Raw genomic sequence first — 24,134 nt, forward strand, 5'->3', positions numbered from 1 at the left:
CCTCATAGCGGAGCCCCCGCTACCGCCGCCCCAGCCGCGCGGGGACGGTGGTGCCATGGCAACCCTCCTCGCGCCGCAGACCCACCCGCACACCCCGAGCCTGCCCAGGCTGTCCCGGCTCGGACCCAACTGGTACGCCGCCGTGATGGGCACCGCGATCACCGGCAACGGCGCCGCCGCGCTGCCGGTCGACCTGCCGGGCCGGCTGGTCCTCGCCGAGGCGGTGTGGACGCTGTCGCTGCTGCTGCTCGCCGTCCTGCTGGCGGCCCGCGCCGTGCACCTGGTGCGCCACCGCGAGCAGGCCCGCCGCACCCTGCTGGAGGAGCCGGCCGCCGCCGTCTTCTACGGCTGCCCGCCGATGGCGCTGCTGGCCGTCGGCTACGGCGCGCTGGCGGTCGGCGGGCCGGTGATCGGCGAGCGGGCCGGGCTGGCGCTGGACGTACTGCTGTGGAGCGCCGGGACGCTGTACGCGCTCGTGGTCGCGGCCGGACTGCCGTACCTGATGATCACCCGGCACCGGCTGTCCGCGCTGGAGGCCAACCCGACCTGGCTACTGCCGGTGGTCGCCCCGATGGTGGCCGCCGCGCTCGGCCCCGCGCTGGTGCCGCACCTGCCGGAGGGGACGGCGCGGCAGGCGCTGCTGTACGGGTGCGTGGCGATGTTCGGGGCCAGTCTGCTGGCCACCCTGGCGCTGCTGCCGGTGGTGTTCGGCGGCCTGGTGCACAGCAAGCTGCCCGCGGTGGTGCTCACCCCGTCGCTGTTCCTGGTGCTCGGCCCGCTCGGCCAGTCCACCACCGCCGTGAACCAGTTCGCCGACGCGGTGCCGTTCGCGCTGCCGGGCGCCGGGCACCAGGGGGCGGCGGTGGCACGCGGCCTGGCGGAGGTCTACGGCGTCGCGGTGATGGGGTTCGCGCTGCTGTGGCTGGCCGTGGCGCTGGTCGCCAACCTGCGGGCGCTGCGCGCCGGGATGCCGTTCGCGATGACCTGGTGGGCGTTCACCTTCCCGGTCGGCACGCTCGTCACCGGCTCGGCCGCGCTGTCCCGGCACACCGGCTTCGGCGGCTTCACCGGGCTGGGCGTCGCACTGTGGCTGCTGCTCTTCACCGCCTGGGCGGTGGCCTCGGCCCGCACCCTGGCCGGTCTGAAGGCCGGGCGGCTCCTCTAGTACTCCAGCTGTAGATCGTGATCTTCGTTGCCGCCAGGCTGGGTCCGGGGCGCCTGACTGCTATCGACGGCCTTGATCGCCTTCTGCTAGGTTCGCCTGCGCCAGAGCAATGCCATGTCGATGCGTCACCGAGAGGGTGAGGTTTATGGCTGCCGGGAGCGAGTTCCGTCACGTCCCTGACCGGGTCGCCGACTGAGCCGGCTTCTGCCGCCAGCGGCCCGGACCGCTTCACAACTCCGGAGTCCGTCAACAATGCAGAGCATTACCCCCCGCCCGCTGAGCTTGCTCGTGCTGGGTGGCACGCGTTTCGTGGGTCGCACCCTCGTCGAGGCCGCACTGGCCGAGGGGCATCAGGTGACGCTGTTCAACCGCGGCCGGACCGCGCCCGATCTCTTCCCTGGGGTCGAGGCCGTCATTGGCGACCGCACGACCGACCTGTCCGCGCTCGGTGACCGCCACTGGGACGCCGTGGTCGATGTCGCGGGCTACGAGCCCGAGGTGGTCCGCCGGTCGGTGACGGCCCTGGGTGGGCGCGTGGGCCGGTACGTCTTCGTCTCCTCCCTGTCGGTCCTCGCCGACCAGGCCACTGTGCAGGACGAGGACGGTGAGCTGCTCGTCCTCAGCGAGGACCTGCCGCCACACCAGCTCTACGGCGCGCGCAAAGCCGCTTGCGAGCGGATCGTGCTGGACGCCTACGGCGACCACGCGAGTGTCGTGCGCCCCGGCATGATCGTCGGGCCGCATGACCCGACCGACCGCTTCCCCTACTGGCCGCGACGCTTCCGGCGGGGCGGCCGGGTGCTGTTGCCGGGCGACCCGGCCGACGCCGCCCAGTTCATCGACGTCCGCGATGTCGCGGCGTGGACGCTGGGCTGCATCACGGCACAGCGCGGCGGCGTCTACAACGTCACCGGCCGCACCCTGCCGTTCGGCGACTTCTTCGCCGCCTGCCGGGCCCTGGTCAACCCCAGCTCGGAGCCGGTCTGGGTCAGCACCGAGAAGCTGCTGAAAGCCGGCGTCGACTCGTGGATGGGCGTGCCGATGTGGATTGGCGCCCCCGAGTGCGCGGCGATCAACCGGGTGGACATCTCCCGCGCTCTGGCGGTCGGCCTGACACACCGTTCGCTCGCCGAAACTCTCGTCGACACACTCGCCTGGGACACCGCCCGCGGTGGGCCAGCCGTCGGCAGCGAGGGGCTCACTGCGGCGGAGGAGCAGTGGCTGCTGGACGAGCTGACGTGATCCCGCGCTGAGAGCGGGGCGGTCCCGGGTGAGTGAAGTGACGGACGGCGGCGAAGACGCCGACGTCACTCCCAAGCAGTTCGCCCAGGGCCGCGCCCCCTTCTCGGCGCCCAGGTGTCGCGGCTGCTCGGCAGCTGGCTGTCTCCGTCTCTGGCACCCTTGGCCAGAGACGGAGACAGCCACCGTTGATCATCGTGAGTTGTGTCGACAAACGAAGATCAGCCGGTGGCCGTGGGCCACAGCGTAGACCCTGCCCGCTGGCAGGCGGTATTCGAGGGCCTGATGGGCAAGGTGGCGGGCCGGTTCGCCCGAGTGGAGCCGCGTCGCCGGGCGCGGGCGTTCGTGTTGGGCCTGCTCGCGGACCTGCCGAGGAAGAACTGCTGGACGATCGCCGAGCACGCCGGAGATGCGAGTCCGGCCGGTATGCAGCACCTGCTCAGCCGGGCGTCCTGGGACGCGGACCAAATGCGCGACAACATACGGGACTTCGTCGTCGACCACCTCGGCGACGAAGGCGCCGTGCTCGTTGTGGACGAGACCGGCGACCTGAAGAAGGGCACCGACACTGTCGGAGTCCAGCGCCAGTACACCGGAACCGCTGGCCGCATCGAGAACTCCCAGGTTGCCGTCTACCTTGTCTACTCCGCCACGGCCGGGCACGCCGCCATCGACCGCCGCCTCTATATCCCCAGGTCCTGGACCCAGGACCCCGACCGCTGCCGCACGGCCGGCATCCCCGACGACCTGAAGTTCGCCACCAAGCCCGCACTGGCCACCGAGATGATCGCCCAGGCCCTGGACGCCGACCTCCCGGCCAGGTGGGTTGCCGGTGACGAGGTCTACGGAGGCGATCCGTATCTGAGCACCGAGTTGGAGAGACGCCAGATCGGCTACGTCCTGGCCGTCTCGCGCAAGCGACCGATCCCCACCCGGGCAGGCGTCTACCGCGCCGGTGTCCTCGCGCACGGCTTGCCGAAACGGGCCTGGCAGCGGCTGTCAGCCGGGGCCGGAGCCAAGGGCCACCGCTTCTACGACTGGGCCCAGGTCGACATCGACGCACCGACGGCCGGCCCCGGTCACCGGTGCCTGCTGATCCGGCGCAGCCGACGCACCGGCGAACTCGCCTTCTACCGCTGCTACTCGGCCCGCCACGTCCCGCTGAGCACGCTCGTCAAGGTCGCGGGCCGACGCTGGACGGTGGAGGAGACCTTCCAAGCCGCCAAGGGCCTGGCCGGACTGGACGAACACCAGGTCCGCCGCTGGACCTCCTGGCACCGCTGGACCACCCTCGCCATGCTCGCGCACGCCTTCCTCGCGGTCACCGCCGCCATTGAACAAGCCCAAGGCCCGTCATCACCCGACCTCGCCCCGCTCACCTGCAGCGAGATCCGGCGGCTGTTCGCTGTCCTGCTCGTCCAGTCCGTCCGCGACGTCGCGCACCGACTGCGATGGTCGGCATGGCGCCGCCGACACCAAGCCCGCGCACGCACCAGCCACTACCGGCGACAAGCCGCCCTACAGCTATGAAGATCACGATCTACAGCCGGAGTACTAGCCCCTATCGGGACCGGGTGAGTCGCGTGCGGGCGATTCCGGATCGGTGGATTCGGCGAAGGATTGTCGAATTCTCGGAGACACCAGTGACATTTCCGTGCCGCGCGACGCTACCGCCCCGGCGGACCGTCGGAGAGGGACGAATGCCTGCTCGGAGAGGGGGGCAATGCCGAAAAATCGAGGATTCCGGTCACTCGATCGAGTGGTTTGCTGCAGGTTCCTGCACTTGCGGGAACCTGCAGCCGGAGAGCACTTGTTCGGCGTTCCCCGCGCTGTGAGGGTGTAGTCACGTCAAGTCGTCCCGGGCCGCCGCAGCCCGAGTCGGCGACTTGCTCTTCGCGTGGGGGCGACAGGTGCGTTCGTATCTGCGCAACGGGGGGAAGAGCACCGGTCCGGACGCCACGTGTGGTGGTGGCCGAGGGACCGGGATCGGTGAGGCGTTGCTGCTCCGCCTCGCCGAAAGCGCCTTGACGCTTGGCGTGACACGAGCGGGTCCTCCGGGGTCCGGGTGCCTGTGGCGCCCGCCCCCGGGGGACGCGCCCGTCTGCGGGGACTCCCGCCGTCGAGCCGGACGGCCCTGCTGAGATCATCATCCGCAACGGAGGAAGACGGCAGGAGAGCTCGACGTGGCTGCGGACCACCCGAAGTCCGACCCGGACGACACACTCCCCGAGGACGACGCCTCCCGGCTGTACCTCGCCATCCTGGCCGCCGGCGGTCGGATCCCGCTCGACCATCCGGAACTGCCCGGCTCCGACTTCACCCCCGAACGCCAACGCGCCCTGCTGGAGCAGCTGGTGGCCATCGGACTGGTGATGCCCAACCGCATCGACGAGTGCTACGTCGCCGTCAGCCCGCGCGCCGTCGCCGAACGCGTCGGCGCCGACCTGCGCGCCCAGGCCACCCGGCTGCTGCTCGACGCCGACCGGCTGCCCGCCGCCCTCGACCCGCTCGCCCGCGCCTACGACGCCGTCCCCCGGCCCGCCGACCGGGCCCGGCGGGCGGTCTACGTGGACGGCCAGGAGAGCATCCGGCTGCGGATCGCCCAGCTGGTCTCCGACTGCCGGCTCGAACTGCTCAGCGCCCAGCCCGGCCTGCGCCCGCCCGCCGTCCTCGAACTCGCCCACACCCAGGACCAGTTGATGCTCCGCCGGGGCGGCACCATGCGCACCCTCTACCAGCCGGTCGCGCTCACCGAGGAGAGCGCCGTCCGGCACGCCGCCGCGATGGCCGAGCAGGGCGCCCAACTCCGCGTACTGGACGAGCCGTTCCTGCGGGTGATCGTCATCGACCGGCGGATCGCCGTGATCCCCGCCGCCGACGACCACAGCCGCGCCGCCTTCGTCGAGGACCCCGCCGCCATCGCCTACCTGGTGGCCGGCTTCGAACGCGACTGGGCCCGGGCCGACCAGGTGCACTGGAACAGCCTCGACGGCCGCACCCTCACCCGCACCGTCACCCACCGGGTCGGCCGGATGCTCGCCCAGGGCCTCACCCAGCGCGCCGTCGCCACCCGCCTCGGCCTGTCGGAGCGCACCGTGGCCGGTCACATCTCCCGGCTGCGCGACCTGCACAACGCCCAGACCCTGTTCCAGCTCGGCTGGTTGATGAGAGGCGGTGGACGTGGCTGACCCCTCCGCCGTACCCCCGCCGGTCGACGACCTCGCCCGACGCCTCTACCTGGAGATCCTCGACGCGGGCGGCCGGATCGCCGCCGACCGGATCGCCGACCCGCAGCGGCCCGCGCTCGCCGAACTGCTCCGCACCGGCCTGCTGATCTCCGACGGCCTGGACGGCGCCTACCTGGCCGTCGACCCGCGGTTCGTGGCCGAGAGCCTCGGCGCCGAGATGAACACCGAGGCCGCCCGGCTGCTCAACCGCGCCGAATGCCTGCCCGGCCGCCTCGAACCGCTGATCACCGCGTACGAGAGCGTCCCCCGCCCGATCGAACCGGCCGGCTGCGAGATCCAGGTGATCGGCCGCGAGCACATCCGCCGGCGGATCGCCCAACTCGGCGCGGACTGCCGCGAAGAGGCCCTCACCGCCCACCCCGGCGCGTTCGCCCCCAGCGCCCTGGAGACCTCGCTCCACCAGGAACTCCCGGTGCTGCGGCGCGGCTGCCGGATCCGCACCCTCTACCGGCCCGGCGTGCTCGCCGAACCCGCCGCGATCCGCTACGCCGCCGCTCTCACCGAGGCCGGCGGCGAGGTCCGGCTGCTCGACGAACCCTTCCAGCGCGCCCTGGTCTTCGACCGCTGCACCGCCGTCGTCCCCGCCGCCGAGGACCACAGCCGGGCCGCGCTGATCCTCGACCCCGCCACCGTCGCGATGGTCGTGGCCGGCTTCGAACGCGACTGGGCCCGCGCCGAGCGCGTCGGCTGGGACTCGCTGCTCGACACCGCCCCCACCCGCACCGCCGTCGACCGCACCGCCCGCCTGCTCGCCCAGGGCCTCACCCAGCGCGCCATCGCCACCCGCCTCGGCCTGTCGGAGCGCACCGTCGCCGGCCACATCTCCCGCCTGCGCGACCAGCACGGCGCCGACACCCTGTTCCAGCTCGGCTGGCTGATGCGCGGGGGCGAGGACCGTGACTGAACCGGACACCGTCCCCCCGACCGAGGCCGAACGGGCGCTCTACCTCGCCGTCCTGCGGGCCGGCCGGGTCTCGCTGCGCGAGGTGATGGAACAGGACGCGGGCGCGGCCGCCCGGCTGCTGGAACTGGGGCTGCTGGAGCACTACGTGGTGGACGGCTGGGTGGCGGCCGTCAACCCGCGCACGGCCGGCGCCCGGCTGGGCAGCACCCTGCGGGAGCGCGCCACCGGCCTGCTCACCCGTGCCGACCGGACGGCGGCCGGCTTCGAGGAACTGGCCGAGTCCTACGACACCGCCCAGCGCCGCACCGAACCGGTCGCCGGGATCGCCCACCTGACCAGCGTCCAGCAGGTCCGGCACCGGCTGCTGGAGATCGAGGCCGACTACCGCGAGGAGGGCCTGGCCGCCCAGCCGGGACCGCGCCCGCCCGAGTACCTGAAGGACAGCTCCCGGCTGCACAAGGCGCTGGCCCGCGGAGCCGTCATCGACGTCCTCTACCAGCCGCTCACCCGGCACGCCCCGCACACCGTCGCCTACGCCGCCGAGGCCACCGGCTGGGGCGTCCGCGTGCGGGTCCTGGACGAGCCGTTCGCCCGGATGCTGATCTTCGACCGGCGGGTGGCCGTCGTCTCCGCGTCCACCAGGACCCTCGCCGCCGCCTTCATCGAGGACCCCGCCGTGGTCGACCACCTGGTCGCCGTCTTCCAGCGCGACTTCGCCCGCGCCGTCCGGGCTCCCTGGCGCGACCTGGCCGGACGTCAACTCCCGGAAACCGCACGCCGGATCGGCGAGCTGCTCACCGCCGGGCTCACCCAGCGCTCCATCGCCTCCCGCCTGAACCTCTCCGAACGCACCGTCGCCGCCCACATCGCCCGCCTGCGCGAGCGCTACGACGCCGAGACCCTGTTCCAGCTCGGCTGGCTGATGCGGGACGGCGTCCGATGACCGGGCCCACCGCGGCCGAACGGGCGCTCTACCTCGCCGTCCTGCGGGCCGGCGGCCGGGTCTCGGTCCGGGAGGCGGTCGAGCAGGACGCCGAGGCCACCACCCGGCTGCTCGAACTGGGCCTGCTGATCCAGCACGACGAGAGCGAGCAGCTGACCGCGGTGAACCCGCGCAACGTCAGCCACCGGCTGAGCCGGGAACTGCGGGAGGCCGGTACCCGCCGGTTCATCGAGGCCGAGCGGGTTCCGGCCGAACTCGACGAGCTGGCGGACGCGTTCGACAGTTCCACCCGCCGGGGCGACCGGGCGCCGCAGATCACCCACATCTTCGACGTGGACCGGATCCGGCACCGGCTGCTGCAGATCGAGGCCGACTTCCGCGAGGAGGTGCTGGCCGCGCAGCCCGGCCACCGCCCCACCGTCTACCTGGAGAAGAGCGACCGCACCGAGCGGGCCCTGGCCGCCGGCGCCCGGATGGACATCCTCTACCAGCCGGTCGGCAGCACCGATCCGGCGGTGATCGACTACGCGGTGCGCGCCACCGGCTGGGGCATGCGGCTGCGTTCGCTGGACGAGGACTTCACCCGGATGCTGATCTTCGACCGCAAGGTGGCGATCATCTCGGCGTCCGCCGACAACCGCACCGCCGCGTTCATCGAGGACCCGGCCGTGGTCGGCCACCTGGTGGGCCTGTTCCTGCGCGACTGGGAGCGGGCCGAACGCGTCCCGTGGCACGACCTCGCGGGCGGCGCCGTCCCCGCCGTCACCGACCGGATCGCCCGCCTGCTCGCCCAGGGCCTCACCCAGCGCGCTGTCGCCAGCCGCCTCGGCGTCTCCGAACGCACCGTCGCCGAACACATCGCCCGCCTGCGCGAACGCTACGACGCCGGGACGCTCTTCCAGCTCGGCTGGCTGATGCGGGACGGTGCCCGGTGACGGACCGACTGCCGGACTCCCGGCTCGGCCCGTCGGAACGGACGGTGGCCGCCCATATCGCCCTGCTGCGCGACCTCTACGATGCGGAGACCCTGTTCCGGCTCGGCCGGCAGCTGCGCGGAGCACCGGAATGACCGATCGGAACCGACCGCCCTGGCGCCGCCGCCGAGCGGCCCGGAAGGAGTGGGACCTGTGAGCGAGTCGAACGGAGCCGCCCTGCCGACCGGGCCCGAGCGGCAGCTGTACCAGCAGATCCTCGACCAGGGCGGCCGGGTGGCCTTCCGCGAGGCGGTCGAACAGGACTCGGCGGGGGTGCTGCGGCTGCTGGAACTCGGACTGCTGGTGCACGACGCGGTCGGCCAGTCGCTGACGGCGGTCAACCCGCGGGTGGTCGGCGACCGGATCAGCGCCGAACTCCGCGCCGAGGGCACCCGGATGCTGCTGCGCGCCGAGGAGATGCCCGTCCTGCTGGAGGACCTCACCCACGCCTACGACGCCACCCCGCGCCGCGCGGACCGCTCCAGCGTGGTGCACCACGTCGGCCGGAGCGACCGGATCCGGGAGCGGGTACGGCAGTTGGAGAACGAGGCCGAGGAGGAGGTGCTCGCCCTGCAGCCCGGCGGGGCGCCCGCGGGCGACCTCCAGGCCGACTCCCTGGAGCGGGCCCGCGGCTTCCTGACCGGCGGGGCCGTGCTGCACACGGTCTACGAGCCGGCCGCGCTGCTCGACGAGGGGACGGTGCGCTGGGCGGAGGCCGTCACCGGATGGGGCGGCAGGTTCCGGACGCTGAGCGAGCCGTTCAGCCGGATGACCGTCTTCGACCGCCGGATCGCCGTCGTCCCGGCGTCGGCGGACAACTCCAGCGCCGCGCTGGTCGAGGACCCGGCGGTGGTCTCGTTCCTGGTCGCCGCCTTCGAACGGGACTGGGATCGGGCCGAACGGGTCCGCTGGCATTCGGCCGACCGCGAGGGCGAGAGCGTCGTTCCGGTCCACGAACAGGTCGGCCGGCTGCTCGCCCAGGGCCTGACGCAGCGTTCGATCGCCTCCCGCCTCGGCCTCTCCGAACGGACCGTGGCGGGCCACATCTCCCGGCTGCGCGAACTGCACGACGCGGAGACGCTGTTCCAGCTGGGGTGGCAGATGCGCGCGGCCGAGGGCCCGGCCGCGCCACCGGCCTGACCGGGCATCAGCCGGTGGCGATCTCCGGGGACCAGAAGCCGTACGGGGCGGCGTGCTCACGGCGCGGACGCGGGAACTGCTCGCCGGGCGCGGTCCAGAAGCCGCTGCGCAGCGAGAGCGCCATGCCGGCCCAGTCCAGCGCGGTCTCCACGGTGTGGTGCAGCGCCTCCTGCGACCAGGTGTCGTCGAAGACCAGCGGCAGCACGGGGGAGACCTGCTCGATGGTGGCGATCAGCGGGTTGTGGGTGATCGCCTCGTCCACCAGCATCACGATCGGCTTGCGCAGCGCCGACGCCCAGCCCAGCTCCAGGCTGACCCCGGCCGACAGCGGGGCGCCGACGTACGCGAACACCAGGTCCGCGCTCTGCATCGCCCGGAAGTCCGAGGGGACCCGCTGCTCCGGCGCCTTCCCGGCCACCGTCCACGCGTCGCTGTGGTGGGCGCTGTACACCGCGGCTCCACTGCGAAGCAGCGTGCTCCGCAGCGTGGTCAGTCTGGTCCGGCTGGCCAGCGTCACCACGCTGTCCGCAGGCCCGGTCAGCCGCATCAGGGGCGCGGCGAGGAAGACCCGTGCGCGTCGCCCCTCGGAGGCCTGGTACTGCAGGTGGGGCTCAGTCATGTCGACTCCGGGTGTGGTGATTCGGCCGGCTCGGTCCGGAAGGCCCTGTCCGGTGGAAGCGGTGCGGGCCCGAAGATTGCCGCACTTCGGGGTCGAGCGGACCGACGTGGAACTCGCAGATCATGCCGCTTTGGTTACGACTAGCTGATCGTCCATCGCCGGGTGTCAGGGAGTCCACTGGCGCATGGTGGCATCTGGCTGCCTGGCGGACAGATGACACCTCTATCCATCATCCGGACTTCTTAGTGCCGACATGCACATTTCACGGCCCGGGCGGTGCTGCCGCACCCGGTAGGTGACGGCGAGGCAGTTGATGAGTAATCATATGGGTGCCAATTGATGCGGGCGCCGTTCGGTGAACGGTGCTCGCGATGAATTTGTCCGAAAGGGGTGATTTTGTGCTGAAGGCCCGCCGTATCCTGATCTCGGCGCTCCTCCTGGGCATGGCCGTGTTCCTCGGGGCCGCCCCGGCGAGCGCGGACTCTCACTGGTTTGCGTCCCAGACCACCGAAACCCAGGTGGCCTCCCTCGACAGCCACTGGTAGAGCCCTGAAGCGCAGGACGGAGGGGCCGCCGGCATCAAGCCGTCGGCCCCTCCGTTTGCGCGAGTTTCCAGCCGAGTTGGAACAGCGTGTCGACCCCGTATTCCTCGCGCATTTCGGCGATGTGCCGGGCCAGCGTCCGTTCGCTGAGGCCCAGCCGCCTGGCAATGGTGCGATGGGCGATCCCTTCCAGCATCATTCGCACGATCTGCCGGCGCATTCGGGTGACCACCAGGGGTGGAATTCCGTGGTCGCCGGTGAACGGAATTGCCCGTTCCCATTGGCTGTTGAACACCCCGACGATGTAGTCGATGACCGAGTCGTCCCGGATGAACGCCGCGCGATCGCGGTTCTCCTCGTCCCCCACGGTGACGACCGCGACCTGCCGATCGATGACGATGAGTTTGGCGAAGGCTTCGTCGAGCGTTCTGACCTGGCACCCTTCCTGGGTGACCGCCTGGACGTAACTGACCGTCGGGTTCGAATAGCGGGCGCTGGGCTGGTAGATCGTACGGATCGTGCCGCCGCGTTCCACGAATTTCAGGTCACGGGCGATCGCGATTTTCAGCGCGTCCTCGCCGCGGCCGCCGCCGGGTTGCGCGGTGAGCATTTCCTTCGCACCGTTGGCCATCAGCGTCGCCAGCCGTTGGTTGATGTTCCCGCGGCCCTGGACATATGCGATGGAACCGCCGGCCTCCGGGCGGCTGATGTAGCTCTGGTATTCCCGGTTCAGGTCCTGCAGGGTGTGGTGGATCGAGACCGAGCGCCGGAGTATTTCGCCGGCTTCCTGCTGGAGCTCCAGCGTCAGCGATTCCGCCAGTTGTTGGGGATCCTTCACGGCGTAGGTGCCGGACGGTCCCACCTCCGCCTGAAGCAGGCCGATGGCCAGCAACTCCTGCAAGGGGCCGGCGATTTGACCGGGTGACAGGCTGCCGGCATCGCGCTCGGTCAGCCTGCCTCCGGTCTGTACGGCGCGGACGTAGAGGGACCTGGCCTCCGGGGACAGGGCCGGGGTGACGGCACTGCTCCTCTGCTCAGTACTCATGTCCATGACTCCTTGCCTGAGCTGGGGCTTCCGGCAGTTCGGGAGCGTCTTCCGGCCCGCATCATAGAGCGAAGGGCGCTCGGTTCCGCCGAATTACCGGATCGGAGCGGAGCCGGAAGCACGTCCTCTCCCAAGACTCTGGCAGCACACCGAAACCGCCGACACCCCCCGGTGGGCAGGAATGTCGACGGTTCGTGGTCGGGCCGGTCAGCGCTTGGGGCGCCAGACCACCAGGGCGCTGGACTGCGTGACCTGCTGGTAGGGCACCAGGTCACGGCGGTAGGAGGCGTGCACGGCGGCCTCGCGCTGCTGCAGGGTGGCGGCGGCGCCCTCCAGGGCGTCGACCAGTTCGGAGACCCGGGACTGCAGGGCGGCGACCTGGTTCTCCAGTTCGATGATCCGCTTGATGCCGGCCAGGTTGATGCCCTCGTCCTGGGAGAGGCGCTGGACCTCGCGCAGCTGCTGGATGTCACGCGCGGAGTAGCGCCGGCCGCGCCCGGCGGTGCGGTCCGGGCAGACCAGGCCGAGCCGGTCGTACTGGCGCAGGGTCTGCGGGTGCAGGCCGGAGAGCTCGGCGGCGACCGAGATCACGTAGACCGGGGTGTCCTCGGTGAGGACGTACGTCGGCGGACCGGCGGGGCGGCGGCCGGCGCCGGGCAGGCCCTCGCCGATGCCGGCGCCGATCCGGGCCTCGGTGCCGCGCGGGCTGTCGGGATGGGGGCTCATCGGGATCTCACGCTCCCTCCGCCGCCTTGAACAGGGCGGCTCGCGGGTCGTCCGAGGCGGTGGCCTCGCGGTACTGCTCCAGTGCGCTCAGTGCGTCGCCGCTGACGATCTTGGGTACGGCGACCTCGACGGTGACCAGCAGGTCTCCTCGGGTGCCGTCCTTGCGGGTGGCGCCCTTGCCGCGGGCCCGCATGGTCAGACCGTTGGCGCTGCCCGGGGGCAGCTTGAGCTTCACGGCCGGTCCGTTCAGGGTCGGCACCTCGATGGTGCCGCCGAGTGCGGCTTCGGGGAAGCTGACCGGCACCGTCACGGTGAGGTTGTCACCCTTGCGCCCGAACACCGGGTGCGGGTCGACGTGCACGGTGACGTACAGGTCGCCGGGCTGGCCGCCGCGCTCGCCCTGGGCGCCCTTGCCCTTGAGTCGGATCCGCTGGCTGTCCTGCACGCCGGCCGGGATCCGGACCTGCATGGTGCGGGCCGAGGAGGCCCGGCCACTGCCGTGGCAGACGGTGCACGGGTCGTCGACGATCATGCCGCGGCCCTTGCAGTCCCGGCACGGCTCGGAGAGCGCGAACGCGCCCTGGCCCCGGCTGACGGTGCCCGCGCCGACGCAGGTCGGGCAGACCCGGGGGGTGGTGCCGGTCTTGGCGCCGGTGCCGGCGCAGGCCCGGCAGGCCGCCTGGGAGGTCATCCGCAGCGGCACCGTCGCGCCGTCCACGGCCTCCTCGAAGTTCAGGGTGACCTCGGTCTCGACGTCCGCGCCGCGCCGCGGCTGGGCGGTCTGCCGGCCGCCGCGGTTGAACAGGCCGCCGAACACGTCGCCGAGTCCGCCGCTGCCGCCGGCGGTGCCGCCGTTGAACAGGTCGCCGAAGTCGAAGCCGCCGCCGGCGCCACCCGCGCCGCCCGGCCGGAAACCGCCGCCGGCGAACAGCGAGCGCGCCTCGTCGTACTCCTTGCGGCGCTTCTCGTCGGAGAGCACGTCGTACGCCTCGGAGATGTCCTTGAACCGTTCCTCGGCCTTGGCATCGCCCTTGTTGGCGTCCGGGTGGAACTCCCGGGCCAACTTGCGGTACGTCTTCTTGATCTCGGCGGCGGTGGCGTCCTTGGGCACGCCGAGGACCTTGTAGTAGTCCTTCTCCACGTAGTCCTTAGCGCTCATGGCCTTTGACCGCCACCTCCCGTAATCCCGTAAGTCTGTTGGTGAAGCGTGTTGTTGGGAAGAGCCCTGATACGGCGCTGCGGAGCCGGCCGCCGTACTGGACGACGTACGACTCCGCAGCGCACAGGGACTCTACTCAGCTGTCGGACGAACCGTCAGCCTTGTCCTCGTCCGGTTCGCCGGTGGTCTGGGTGCCCGGCTGGGGCTCCGCGACCGCGACCATCGCCGGGCGGATGATCCGCTCGCCGATCCGGTACCCGGGCTGGAGGATCTGCACGCAGGTGTCCTCCGTGACATCCGACGAGTAGCTGTGCATCAGCGCCTCGTGGATGGTCGGGTCGAAGGGCTCGCCCTCCTTGCCGAACTGCTGCAGCCCGAGCTTGGCGACGACCGTCTCCAGCGACTCGGCGACGGACTTGAAGCCACCCGTCACCTCGCCGTGCTCGCGGGCCCGGCCGATGTCGTCCAGCACCGGGATCAGCGATTCCACGATGTTGGAGACCGCGATCTCCCGGACGGTGGCCCGGTCGCGCTCGACCCGCTTGCGGTAGTTCTGGTACTCCGCCTGGAGACGCTGCAGGTCGGCGGTACGCTCGCCGGCCTCGCGCTTGGCGGCGGCCAGCTCGTCGGCACCCGCACCCGCGACAGCCTCTTCGGCGGCCTTCAGCACGGCTTCCTCGGCGGCGGAGTCGTCGCCGGGCTGCTCGCCCTGCGGCTTCTCCGTCATGCCGCACCGCCCTTGGGCTTCTCGTCGTCGACGATCTCGGCGTCGACCACGTCGTCGTCCTTGGCGCCGGCCTCGCCGGCCCCGGCCGCACCGGTGGCCGCACCCGCGCCGTCGGCCTGCGCGTACAGCGCCGCGCCGAGCTTCTGGGCAGTGGTGGAGACCTTCTCGGTGGCGGTGCGGATGGCCGCGATGTCCTCGCCCTTGAGGGCTTCCTTGAGCTCGGTGATCGCCGTCTCGACCTCGGTCTTGACGTCGGCCGGGAGCTTGTCGGCGTTGTCCGCGATGAACTTCTCGGTCGAGTAGACGAGCTGCTCGCCCTGGTTGCGGGTCTCCACGGCCTCGCGGCGCTTGTGGTCCTCCTCCGCGTAGCGCTCGGCTTCCTCGCGCATGCGGTTGACCTCGTCCTTCGGCAGCGAGGAGCCGCCGGTGACGGTCATCTTCTGCTCCTTGCCGGTGCCGAGGTCCTTCGCGGCCACGTGCATGATGCCGTTGGCGTCGATGTCGAAGGTGACCTCGATCTGCGGCAGGCCGCGGGGGGCCGGCGGCAGGCCGGTCAGCTCGAACATACCGAGCTTCTTGTTGTACGCCGCGATCTCGCGCTCGCCCTGGTAGACCTGGATCTGCACGGAGGGCTGGTTGTCCTCGGCGGTGGTGAAGATCTCGGAGCGCTTGGTCGGGATCGTGGTGTTGCGCTCGATCAGCTTCGTCATGATGCCGCCCTTGGTCTCAATGCCCAGGGACAGCGGGGTGACGTCGAGCAGCAGGACGTCCTTGACCTCGCCCTTCAGCACACCGGCCTGCAGGGAGGCGCCGATGGCGACGACCTCGTCCGGGTTGACGCCCTTGTTGGCGTCCTTGCCGCCGGTCAGCTCCTTGACGAGCTCGGCGACGGCCGGCATACGGGTCGAGCCACCGACCAGGACCACGTGGTCGATCTCGGACAGCGCGATGCCGGCGTCCTTGATGACGTTGTGGAACGGGACCTTGCAGCGGTCCAGCAGGTCGGCGGTCAGCTGCTGGAACTGCGAGCGGGTGAGCTTCTCGTCCAGGTGCAGCGGGCCCTCGGCGGAGGCCGTGATGTAGGGCAGGTTGATCGAGGTCTCCGAGGAGGAGGACAGCTCGATCTTGGCCTTCTCGGCAGCCTCGCGCAGACGCTGGACGGCCATCTTGTCCTTGGACAGGTCGACGCCGTGACCGGACTGGAAGACCTTCACCAGGTGGTCGACGACGCGCTGGTCCCAGTCGTCACCACCGAGGTGGTTGTCACCGTTGGTGGCCTTGACCTCGACCACGCCGTCGCCGATCTCCAGCAGCGACACGTCGAAGGTGCCACCACCGAGGTCGAAGACCAGGATGGTCTGGTCGTCCTTGTCCAGGCCGTAGGCCAGGGCGGCGGCGGTCGGCTCGTTGACGATGCGCAGGACGTTCAGGCCCGCGATCTCGCCGGCCTCCTTGGTGGCCTGACGCTCGGAGTCGTTGAAGTACGCCGGGACGGTGATGACGGCGTCGGTGACCGTCTCGCCCAGGTAGGCCTCGGCGTCCCGCTTGAGCTTCTGCAGGACGAAAGCGGAGATCTGCTGCGGCGTGAAGTCCTTGCCGTCGATGCCGATCTTCCAGTCGGTGCCCATGTGGCGCTTGACCGAACGGATGGTCCGGTCGACGTTGGTGACCGCCTGGCGCTTGGCGACCTCGCCGACGAGCACCTCGCCGTTCTTGGCGAAGGCGACGACGGACGGCGTGGTCCGAGCACCCTCGGCGTTGGTGATGACCGTGGGCTCACCGCCCTCAAGAACACTGACGACGGAGTTCGTCGTACCGAGGTCGATGCCGACCGCGCGTGCCATCGTGAATACCTCCGGGGAGAAGTTGAGCAGTACGGGCTCAACTATGCACGAGGTCGCCCGAACCGTCAACAGCTTTGAGTTGATGTGGCTCAACTTTACTGAGCGCTTATGTCGCGAGGCTCTCCGACCAGGGCTTGGAGGTGCTCCGGACGGGTGAGTCTGGGCATAGTGACTGCCGCCATACCTTGAACATCTTCTGGACGGGTGTTAACGCGCGGTAATGTCCGGCGCGTCTACCCTCAAAGTTACCGACCAGTACACTCTTGGGAAGACTTGGGAAGCTGGGGAGAACCCGGACCAGAAGCCGCTGAAGACGGAGAGCCGATGCAGCTAGCAGCGATCGTCATCTCGCTGGTCACCTTCGTGATCGGCACCGCGCTCGCCGCCCGGGCGGCGCTGTACATCTACAAGGTGGTGCGCACCGGCTCCGCCGACAGCACCCGATTCGGGCAGCCCGCGCAGCGCGTGGCCACCGTGGCCAAGGAGTTCCTCGGCCACACCCGGATGAACAAGTGGGGCGTGGTCGGCGTCGCCCACTGGTTCGTCGCGGTCGGCTTCTTCTCGCTGATCCTCACCCTGGTCAACGCCTTCGGTCAGCTCTTCGACGCCGACTTCACGCTGCCGATCATCGGCCACTGGCTGGTCTGGAACATCTTCGTCGAGCTGATCGGCACGCTGACCACCCTGGGTATCGCCGTCCTGATCGTGATCCGGCTGCTCAGCCTGCCGTCCCGGTCCGGCCGCAAGTCCCGGTTCGCCGGCTCGATCGCCTGGCAGGCGTTCTACGTCGAGTACACGATCCTCGGCATCGGCATCTGCATCATGATGCTGCGCGGCCTGGAAGGCGCCCTCGAAGGCGTCACCTCCTACGACCCGACGTACCTGATCTCGTACCCGATCGTCGCCGCGTTCGAGGGCACCGCCCACGGCACCCTGGTCAACCTGATCTACCTGTTCGCGATGCTGAAGATCGTCATCTCGTTCGCGTGGGCCACCACCATCGGCATCAACCCGTCGATGGGTGTCGCCTGGCACCGCTTCCTGGGCTTCTTCAACATCTACTTCAAGCGCGAGGAGGACGGCGGCACCGCGCTGGGCGCCCTGCGCCCGATGACCAGCAACGGCGCCCCGATCGACTTCGAGGACCCGGCCGACGACGCGGTGTTCGGCGTCTCGCAGGTCGAGCACTTCTCCTGGAAGGGCATCCTCGACTTCTCCACCTGCACCGAGTGCGGCCGCTGCCAGTCGCAGTGCCCCGCCTGGAACACCGGCAAGCCGCTGTCGCCCAAGCTGCTGATCATGAGCCTGCGCGAGCACGCCTTCGCCAAGGCCCCGTACCTGCTGGCCGGTGGCGGCAAGTCCGCTCCGGATGGAGGGCAGGGGTCAGGCGAGGAGAAGGCCTCCAGCGAGCAGCTGGCCGGAGTCTCCGCCGAGGCCCTCGCCGAGGCCGAGCGCCCGCTGATCGGCACCGCCGAAGAGGGCGGCGTCATCGACCCGGACGTGCTGTGGTCCTGCACCACCTGCGGCGCCTGCGTCGAGCAGTGCCCGGTCGACATCGAGCACATCGACCACATCGTCGACATGCGCCGCTACCAGGTGATGATCGAGAGCAGCTTCCCGACCGAGGCCGGGACGATGCTCAAGAACCTGGAGAACAAGGGCAACCCGTGGGGCCTGGCCACCAAGGCGCGCCTGGACTGGGTCAAGGAGCTCAAGAAGGAGACCGGCATCGAGGTGCCGGTGATCGGTGAGGACATCGACCCCGCCGAGGTCGAGTACCTGTACTGGGTCGGTTGCGCCGGCGCCCTGGAGGATCGGGCGAAGAAGACCACCAAGGCCTTCGCCGAGCTGCTGCACACCGCGGGCGTCAAGTTCGCGATCCTCGGCAAGGAGGAGACCTGCACCGGTGACTCCCCGCGCCGCCTCGGCAACGAGTTCCTGTTCCAGATGCTCGGCGCGCAGAACGTCGAGACCCTGAACGCCGCGCTGGAGGACGCGCCGACCAAGCGGATCGTCGCCACCTGCCCGCACTGCTTCAACACCATCGCCAACGAGTACCCGCAGCTCGGCGGGCACTTCGAGGTCATCCACCACACCCAGCTGCTGCAGCACCTGATCGACGAGGGCAAGCTGCTGCCGGTCAACCCGGTGGAAGGCCTGATCACCTACCACGACCCGTGCTACCTCGGCCGGCACAACAAGGTCTACACCCCGCCGCGCGAGATCATCGGCAAGGTGCCCGGCCTGCGCAACGAGGAGATGCACCGCCACAAGGAGCGCGGCTTCTGCTGCGGCGCCGGCGGCGCGCGGATGTGGATGGAGGAGCGCATCGGCAAGCGGATCAACACCGAGCGCGTGGACGAGGCGCTGTCCCTCAACCCGGACATCGTCTCCACCGCCTGCCCGTTCTGCCTGGTGATGCTCTCCGACTCGGTCAACGGCAAGAAGAACGAGGGCGCCGCCAAGGAGCACCTGAAGGTCGTGGACGTCGCCCAGCTGCTGCTGGAGTCGGTCAAGGCCCTGCCCACCGCGGACGCCGAGCCCGTCGAGGCCTGACACCGCCTCACTCCCCGGACCCCGGACGCCCCTCGCGGCTCCGGGGTCCGGGCGTTTTCGGCGATCGCCGATGACCTAGCATCTGCCGCATGACTGCTGACGGGGGAATACCGGGGCCCGGCGGCTCCGGTGGCGGGCCCTACCACCTGCCGACGGTGACCAGCGCGGCTCCGGACTGGGCGGCGCTCGCCGAGGCCAACGAGAACGAGCACCGTCGTCGCCGGCTGCGGCTGCGGATCGGCGCCGGAGCGCTCGGCGTGGTCCTGATCGGCGGCGTGGTCGCCACCGCCGTCGCGATGTCCGGGCCGTCCGACGAACCCAAGACCTCGTCCGCGCCCGCCGTCACCATCCAGCCCGACGGCCCCACCGACGCGCCCACCACCGCCCCCAGCCCCGGCCCGTCCGATTCCGCCTCCGCCTCCGCCTCGCCCTCGGCGTCCGGCTCCGCGCAGCCCTCGGGCTCGGCGTCCGCCGGCAACAGCGCCAAGCCCAGCGGCAGTGCCGGCGGAAAACCGAACGCCCCCGCGGCGACGCTGCCCGGCATGACCCTCGGCGGCGGCACCGCGATCGGCAGCACCGCCGGCCACAACGGGCCCACCCTGACCCTGCACGGCAACACCGACGGCTGGGCGGACAGCGGCAGCCCGGTGATCGACACCTCCCGGTCCTTCACCGTCTCGGCGATGGTGCGCAACAACGCCCCGGCCGGCGGCCGGGCCGTGGTCACCCAGGGCAACGACAGCTACTACTCCTTCTACCTGGGCCGCGACGACTGGGGCACCCACAACCAGTGGGTGTTCAAGGTGCAGACCGCCGCCGGAGCCCAGGACAACACCACCTACCAGGCCTTCTCCACCGCCGCCGGAGCCGCCACCACCGGCCAGTGGACGCTGCTCACCGGCATCTACGACGCGGGCAGCAAGAAGATCACCCTGTACGTCAACGGGGTGCTCCAGCAGACCACCGCCGTCCAGGGCGTCTGGCAGACCACCGGCGGACTCCAGCTCGGCCGGGTGCGCTACAAGAACACCTGGAGCGACTTCTGGGACGGCGCCATCTCCGACGTGCAGGTCTGGGACCAGGCGCTGCCCGCCACCGCCGTCGCCCGGTTGAACGGGTCCGGCGGCACCGATGCGGGAACGGCCGCCAAACGTTCCTGGCTGCTGCCCTAGCCCGGACCCGGCGGCTGTCCCGGGTCTGCCCCGGCGTCCGCACACCTGCCCGACAGGGGGAGTGGGTTTGACACGCTGTTCGAGCAAATAGAGTATGCGGCGGGGCCGGGAAATAGCCGGTTCCGTCGGAGGCCGCCTTGTGCCGGCCCGACACAGTCACCGAGCGAGCGCACCGGACCCTGTCGAGCCGGGCCGCCGGAATCTGACCAGGGGAGATAGGACATGACCGAGGCGATCATGTTGGTCGGCGGTAAGGGCACCCGGCTGCGCCCGTTGACCACGCACACGCCGAAGCCCATGCTGCCCGTGGCCGGTGTCCCGTTCATCGCCCACCAGCTGGCCCGTGCGGCCGCCGCCGGCGTCACCCGCGTCGTGCTCGCCACCTCGTACCTGGCCGACGTCTTCGTCGACCACTTCAAGGACGGCAGCCCCTACGGCCTCGAACTGGTCTACCTCACCGAGGACGAGCCGCTGGGCACCGGCGGCGCCATCCGCAACGCCGCGGCCGGCCTGACCTGCGGCGCCGACGAGCCGGTGCTGATCTTCAACGGCGACATCCTGTCCGGCCTGGACATCGCCGCGCTGCGCGACGAGCACACCGCCTCCGGCGCCGACGTCACCCTGCACCTCACCCGGGTGGCCGACCCGCGCGCCTTCGGTCTGGTCCCGACCGACGAGAACGGCCGGGTGCTCGCCTTCCTGGAGAAGCCCGAGACCCCCGAGCAGATCGTCACCGACCAGATCAACGCCGGCTGCTACGTCTTCACCCGCTCGGTGATCGACCGCATCCCGACCGGCCGCGAGGTCTCCGTCGAGCGCGAGACCTTCCCCGAGCTGCTCGCCACCGGCGCCCTGCTGCGCGGCGTCGTCGACACCTCGTACTGGCTGGACCTCGGCACCCCCGCCGCGTTCGTCCGCGGCTCCGCCGACCTGGTGCTCGGCAAGGTCGACTCCCCGGCCGTCCCCGGCGCGACCGGCGAGGCCCTGCTGCTGCCCGGCTCGCACGTCGACCCGGCCGCCGTGCTCAGCTCCGGCACCGTGGTCTCCGCGGACGCCGAGATCGCCGCCGGCGCCATCGTCGAGGGCAGCGTGGTGCTCCAGGGCGCCCGGATCAAGGCCGGCGCGTACGTCAAGGACTCCATCGTCGGTGCCTTCGCCGAGATCGGTGAGAGCTGCTCGCTGGACGGCGTGGTGATCGGCGACGGCGCCGTCCTGGAGGCCGAGAACGAGCTCTCCAACGGCCTGCGGATCGCCTGCGGCACCCGCCTGCCGGTCGGCGCCGTGCGCCGCTCCGCCGGCCCCGGCGGCTGCGAGGCCGGCCTGAGCAACGCCGCCGCGGTGCACGCGCCCGGCAGCCGCGTCATCGGCTGACCTCCAACGGCCCCCGCACGGCCGCGCCCTCGGCTTCACCGCCGACGGCGCGGCCGTGCGCCGTTTCCGGGCCCGCGCGGCCGCGTCACAGGACGGCTGCAATCCGGTCGTACCTTCATGATCACCCGGCCAGGGGTCGGCCGTTGCGGGTACCGTCGTGCCGTGGCTGGCAATCGACACGACGACGGACGGGGAGTCGACCCCCGGCGCTGGACGGCACCCCAACCGGGCACCCCGCAGGGTGACCCGTACCGCGGCGCGCCCACCGGTGTCCCCGAGTACTTCACCGCCCCGACCCCCGGCTACCCCGCCCCGCCCGCGCACCCCGGCGACCAGCCCGGTCACACCAGGGCCTTCGCGATCGGCGAGCAGCCGTACGACGACGGGGCCCACCAGGGCTCGTACGACCAGTACGGCGGGCAGTACGGCGGGCAGTACGGCGAGCAGCCGTACGCGGACGGGTACCAGCAGCAGTACGACCAGCAGGGCGGCTACCCGGTCGAGGACAACGTCGCCGTCTACCGGGCCGGCGGGCAGGCCGCGCCGCACCTCGGCGGGCCCCGGCTGGCCTGGCGGGAGCTGCTCGCCGGGATTTACCGCCGCCCGAGCGCCACCTTCGACCGGATGCGCGACCACCAGGTGTGGCTGCCCGCGCTGTCCGTCTCGCTGCTGTACGGCGTGCTCGCGGTGTTCGGCCTCGACAGCACCTACGACGAGGTGGTGCGGTCCACCTTCGGGGTCGCGCTGTCCGCGATCGCCGCCGCCGCGATCGGCTTCACCCTGGCCGGCGGCATCCTCAGCGCCGTCACCTACGCGCTGGCCCGGCAGTTCGGCGGCGACGGGCCCTGGCAGTCGACGGTCGGCCTGGCCGTGCTGGTCAGCTGGACCACCGACGTCCCGCGGCTGCTGCTGACGCTGTTCCTGCCCGCCGGCAACGTGGTGGTGCAGGCGGTCGGCTGGGCGACCTGGGTGGGCTGCGCGGCGCTGCTGACCATCATGGTGCGGCGGATCCACGACCTGCCCTGGGGCAAGGCGGCCGGTGCGGCGGCGGTGCAGCTGATCGCGCTGCTGGTGCTGATCAAGCTGCCCACGCTGAGCTGAGGCCCGTAGCCCCGGGCGTCCGGATGGTGGGATTTTTGTAGGGTGGGGTGTTCGGCCCACCCTCAGATCCCGTCCGGAGCCCGCGCATGAGCCTGCCCACCACCCACGTCAGCTTCCCGGCCGGGGCGGTGACCGGCGCCTCGCCGATCCTCGCCGTGCACACCCTGCCCGACGGGCGCACCGCCGTGGTCACCGAGGCCACCCCCTTCCACCCGGTCGACCACACCTGGCCCGACCAGCCCGCCGACCTCGGCACCCTCACCGTCGACGGCACCGCGCACCCGGTCGTCGACTGCCTCACCGGCGGCCACGGCCCGGACGGCGAGTTCGCGGCCGGCGCCGACATCCCGGTCCGGCGCGGCGACGAGGACTGGGCCTGGCTGGTGCTGCACGTGCTGCCCGCCGGCGCGCTCGGCCCGGAGGCTGTCGGACGCACCGCCGAACTCGCCGTCGACGCCGAGCGCCGCGCGCTGCTGTCCGCCGCGCACACCGGCTGCCACCTGCTGGCACTGGCCCTGAACGCCGCGCTCGCCCCGCGCTGGCGCAAGGACCCGGGCCGCTCCGACGCCTTCGGCAACCCGGACTTCGACAGCCTCGCCATGGACACCTCGGTGATGGACACCGAGGCCAGCACCGACACCTACCGGATCGGCAAGTCGCTGAAGAAGAAGGGCTTCACCGTCGACGCCACCGAGGAACTCCCCTCGCTCGCCGACGCGCTGCCCGCCCTCACCGCGGACGTCAACGCCCGCCTGGCCGCCTGGGTCGCCGCCGACGCGGCCGTCCGGATCGACGTCCCCGGCCCCGAGCTCACCGCCCGCCGCCGCTGGCACGCCGACCTCCCGGACGGCGCCGCGGAGATCCCCTGCGGCGGCACCCACCTCCACCACCTCGGCGAACTCGTCGAGCTGCGCACCGAGTTGACGCTCTCCGCAGACGGCACCGAGCTGGTCGCCCGGACCAGCCCCAAGCGCGCCTGACACATGATGAGGGCCGGCCCCGAACTGCGGGGCCGGCCCTCCTTGCTGTCCGTGCGCTCTGCTGAAGCGGCTCAGACCTCGGTGCGGTGGAAGTTCAGGTACGACCGCGACGGCGTCGGGCCGCGCTGGCCCATGTAGCGGGAGCCGTAACGCTCCGAGCCGTACGGGTGCTCGGCCGGCGAGGACAGCCGGAACAGGCACAGCTGGCCGATCTTCATGCCCGGGTACAGCTTGATCGGCAGCGTCGCCACGTTCGACAGCTCCAGCGTCACGTGGCCGCTGAAGCCCGGGTCGATGAAGCCCGCGGTCGAGTGCGTCAGCAGGCCCAGGCGGCCCAGGCTGGACTTGCCCTCCAGCCGCGAAGCGACGTCGTCCGGCAGCGTGATCACCTCGTAGGTGGACGCCAGCACGAACTCGCCCGGGTGCAGGATGAACGCGTCATCGCCCTCCGGCTCCACCAGCCGGGTCAGGTCCGGCTGCTCCTCGGAGGGGTCGATGTGCGGGTAACGGTGATTCTCGAAAACCCGGAAGAACCGGTCGAGGCGGACGTCGATGCTCGACGGCTGGACCATCGACGGGTCGAACGGGTCGATGACGACCCGGCCCTTGTCGATCTCGCTACGGATGTCATTGTCAGAGAGCAGCACGCCCCCGAGGGTACGTGCCACGGGCGGGCCGC

The 24,134-nt window shown here is 71.2% G+C and carries 20 protein-coding genes and 1 pseudogene; 14 read left to right on the top strand and 7 right to left on the bottom strand.

Annotated elements, in window-relative coordinates; genetic code table 11:
* Positions 1–55: 55 nt before the first annotated feature.
* From ACFYST_RS06840 to ACFYST_RS06880, 9 genes are all read left to right on the top strand, one after another.
* On the top strand, positions 56–1,165 hold the full coding sequence (locus ACFYST_RS06840; RefSeq protein WP_387639617.1) for a TDT family transporter: 1,110 nt from the start codon (positions 56–58) through the stop codon (positions 1,163–1,165).
* Between the two features lie 252 nt (positions 1,166–1,417).
* Positions 1,418–2,407, top strand: coding sequence for an NAD-dependent epimerase/dehydratase family protein (locus ACFYST_RS06845; RefSeq protein ID WP_387860519.1), 990 nt, complete (start codon positions 1,418–1,420; stop codon positions 2,405–2,407).
* Between the two features lie 282 nt (positions 2,408–2,689).
* The gene (locus tag ACFYST_RS06850; protein WP_387861101.1) at positions 2,690–3,934 is read left to right on the top strand and encodes an IS701 family transposase; all 1,245 of its coding nucleotides are present in this window, start codon (positions 2,690–2,692) and stop codon (positions 3,932–3,934) included.
* A gap of 653 nt (positions 3,935–4,587) precedes the next feature.
* Positions 4,588–5,592: a LuxR C-terminal-related transcriptional regulator gene (locus ACFYST_RS06855; RefSeq protein ID WP_387639614.1), complete on the top strand. Its 1,005-nt coding sequence runs from the start codon at positions 4,588–4,590 to the stop codon at positions 5,590–5,592.
* Positions 5,585–6,556: a helix-turn-helix domain-containing protein gene (locus ACFYST_RS06860; protein WP_387860522.1), complete on the top strand. Its 972-nt coding sequence runs from the start codon at positions 5,585–5,587 to the stop codon at positions 6,554–6,556. Before ACFYST_RS06855 ends, ACFYST_RS06860 begins: the two co-directional genes overlap by 8 nt.
* Positions 6,549–7,499: a LuxR C-terminal-related transcriptional regulator gene (locus ACFYST_RS06865; RefSeq protein ID WP_387639608.1), complete on the top strand. Its 951-nt coding sequence runs from the start codon at positions 6,549–6,551 to the stop codon at positions 7,497–7,499. Before ACFYST_RS06860 ends, ACFYST_RS06865 begins: the two co-directional genes overlap by 8 nt.
* On the top strand, positions 7,496–8,434 hold the full coding sequence (locus tag ACFYST_RS06870) for a helix-turn-helix domain-containing protein (RefSeq protein WP_387639605.1): 939 nt from the start codon (positions 7,496–7,498) through the stop codon (positions 8,432–8,434). The genes ACFYST_RS06865 and ACFYST_RS06870 overlap by 4 nt, the downstream gene beginning before the upstream one ends.
* Positions 8,431–8,568, top strand: a complete 138-nt coding sequence (locus ACFYST_RS06875) for a hypothetical protein (RefSeq protein ID WP_387639602.1) — start codon at positions 8,431–8,433, stop codon at positions 8,566–8,568. The genes ACFYST_RS06870 and ACFYST_RS06875 overlap by 4 nt, the downstream gene beginning before the upstream one ends.
* A 58-nt stretch (positions 8,569–8,626) precedes the next feature.
* Entirely contained in the window at positions 8,627–9,613 is a 987-nt protein-coding gene (locus tag ACFYST_RS06880; RefSeq protein WP_387639599.1) for a LuxR C-terminal-related transcriptional regulator, read from the top strand.
* 7 nt (positions 9,614–9,620) lie between these two features.
* Here ACFYST_RS06880 and ACFYST_RS06885 read toward each other — a convergent pair whose 3' ends face one another.
* The 6 genes from ACFYST_RS06885 to dnaK all read right to left on the bottom strand — a co-directional run bounded on the left by ACFYST_RS06885 (position 9,621) and on the right by dnaK (position 16,275).
* Positions 9,621–10,232: a hypothetical protein gene (locus ACFYST_RS06885; RefSeq protein WP_387639596.1), complete on the bottom strand. Its 612-nt coding sequence runs from the start codon at positions 10,230–10,232 to the stop codon at positions 9,621–9,623.
* Between the two features lie 579 nt (positions 10,233–10,811).
* A complete protein-coding gene (locus ACFYST_RS06890) occupies positions 10,812–11,819 on the bottom strand; it encodes a helix-turn-helix domain-containing protein (RefSeq protein ID WP_387639593.1) in 1,008 nt (335 codons plus the stop codon).
* Positions 11,820–12,026: 207 nt separating this feature from the next.
* Positions 12,027–12,545: a heat shock protein transcriptional repressor HspR gene (locus ACFYST_RS06895; protein ID WP_387860524.1), complete on the bottom strand. Its 519-nt coding sequence runs from the start codon at positions 12,543–12,545 to the stop codon at positions 12,027–12,029.
* Between the two features lie 7 nt (positions 12,546–12,552).
* Positions 12,553–13,704 (bottom strand): molecular chaperone DnaJ, encoded by a 1,152-nt coding sequence (dnaJ, locus tag ACFYST_RS06900; RefSeq protein WP_387639588.1) that lies wholly within the window; start codon positions 13,702–13,704, stop codon positions 12,553–12,555.
* Between the two features lie 136 nt (positions 13,705–13,840).
* Positions 13,841–14,431 (bottom strand): nucleotide exchange factor GrpE, encoded by a 591-nt coding sequence (gene grpE, locus ACFYST_RS06905; RefSeq protein WP_387639585.1) that lies wholly within the window; start codon positions 14,429–14,431, stop codon positions 13,841–13,843.
* The gene (dnaK, locus tag ACFYST_RS06910; RefSeq protein ID WP_387639582.1) at positions 14,428–16,275 is read right to left on the bottom strand and encodes a molecular chaperone DnaK; all 1,848 of its coding nucleotides are present in this window, start codon (positions 16,273–16,275) and stop codon (positions 14,428–14,430) included. Before dnaK ends, grpE begins: the two co-directional genes overlap by 4 nt.
* Before the next feature lie 324 nt (positions 16,276–16,599).
* On the opposite strand from dnaK, the gene ACFYST_RS06915 reads away from it, so the two are divergent.
* From ACFYST_RS06915 to ACFYST_RS06935, 5 genes and pseudogenes are all read left to right on the top strand, one after another.
* The gene (locus ACFYST_RS06915; protein ID WP_387860527.1) at positions 16,600–18,831 is read left to right on the top strand and encodes a (Fe-S)-binding protein; all 2,232 of its coding nucleotides are present in this window, start codon (positions 16,600–16,602) and stop codon (positions 18,829–18,831) included.
* An 89-nt stretch (positions 18,832–18,920) separates the two neighbouring features.
* Complete coding sequence (locus ACFYST_RS06920; RefSeq protein ID WP_387860529.1) at positions 18,921–20,003, top strand: LamG domain-containing protein; 1,083 nt, start codon at positions 18,921–18,923, stop codon at positions 20,001–20,003.
* A 222-nt stretch (positions 20,004–20,225) separates the two neighbouring features.
* Positions 20,226–21,299 (top strand): annotated as a pseudogene (locus tag ACFYST_RS06925) (sugar phosphate nucleotidyltransferase); the annotation flags it as partial.
* Positions 21,300–21,536: 237 nt separating this feature from the next.
* Positions 21,537–22,475, top strand: coding sequence for a Yip1 family protein (locus ACFYST_RS06930; RefSeq protein WP_387860531.1), 939 nt, complete (start codon positions 21,537–21,539; stop codon positions 22,473–22,475).
* Positions 22,476–22,561: 86 nt separating this feature from the next.
* Complete coding sequence (locus ACFYST_RS06935; RefSeq protein WP_387860534.1) at positions 22,562–23,455, top strand: metal-dependent hydrolase; 894 nt, start codon at positions 22,562–22,564, stop codon at positions 23,453–23,455.
* Positions 23,456–23,526: 71 nt separating this feature from the next.
* Here ACFYST_RS06935 and dcd read toward each other — a convergent pair whose 3' ends face one another.
* Complete coding sequence (dcd, locus tag ACFYST_RS06940; protein WP_387639570.1) at positions 23,527–24,102, bottom strand: dCTP deaminase; 576 nt, start codon at positions 24,100–24,102, stop codon at positions 23,527–23,529.
* Between the last annotated feature and the right edge of the window lie 32 nt (positions 24,103–24,134).

Origin of the sequence: Kitasatospora sp. NPDC004614 (assembly GCF_042873675.1) — a bacterium.
GTDB lineage: Bacteria > Actinomycetota > Actinomycetes > Streptomycetales > Streptomycetaceae > Kitasatospora.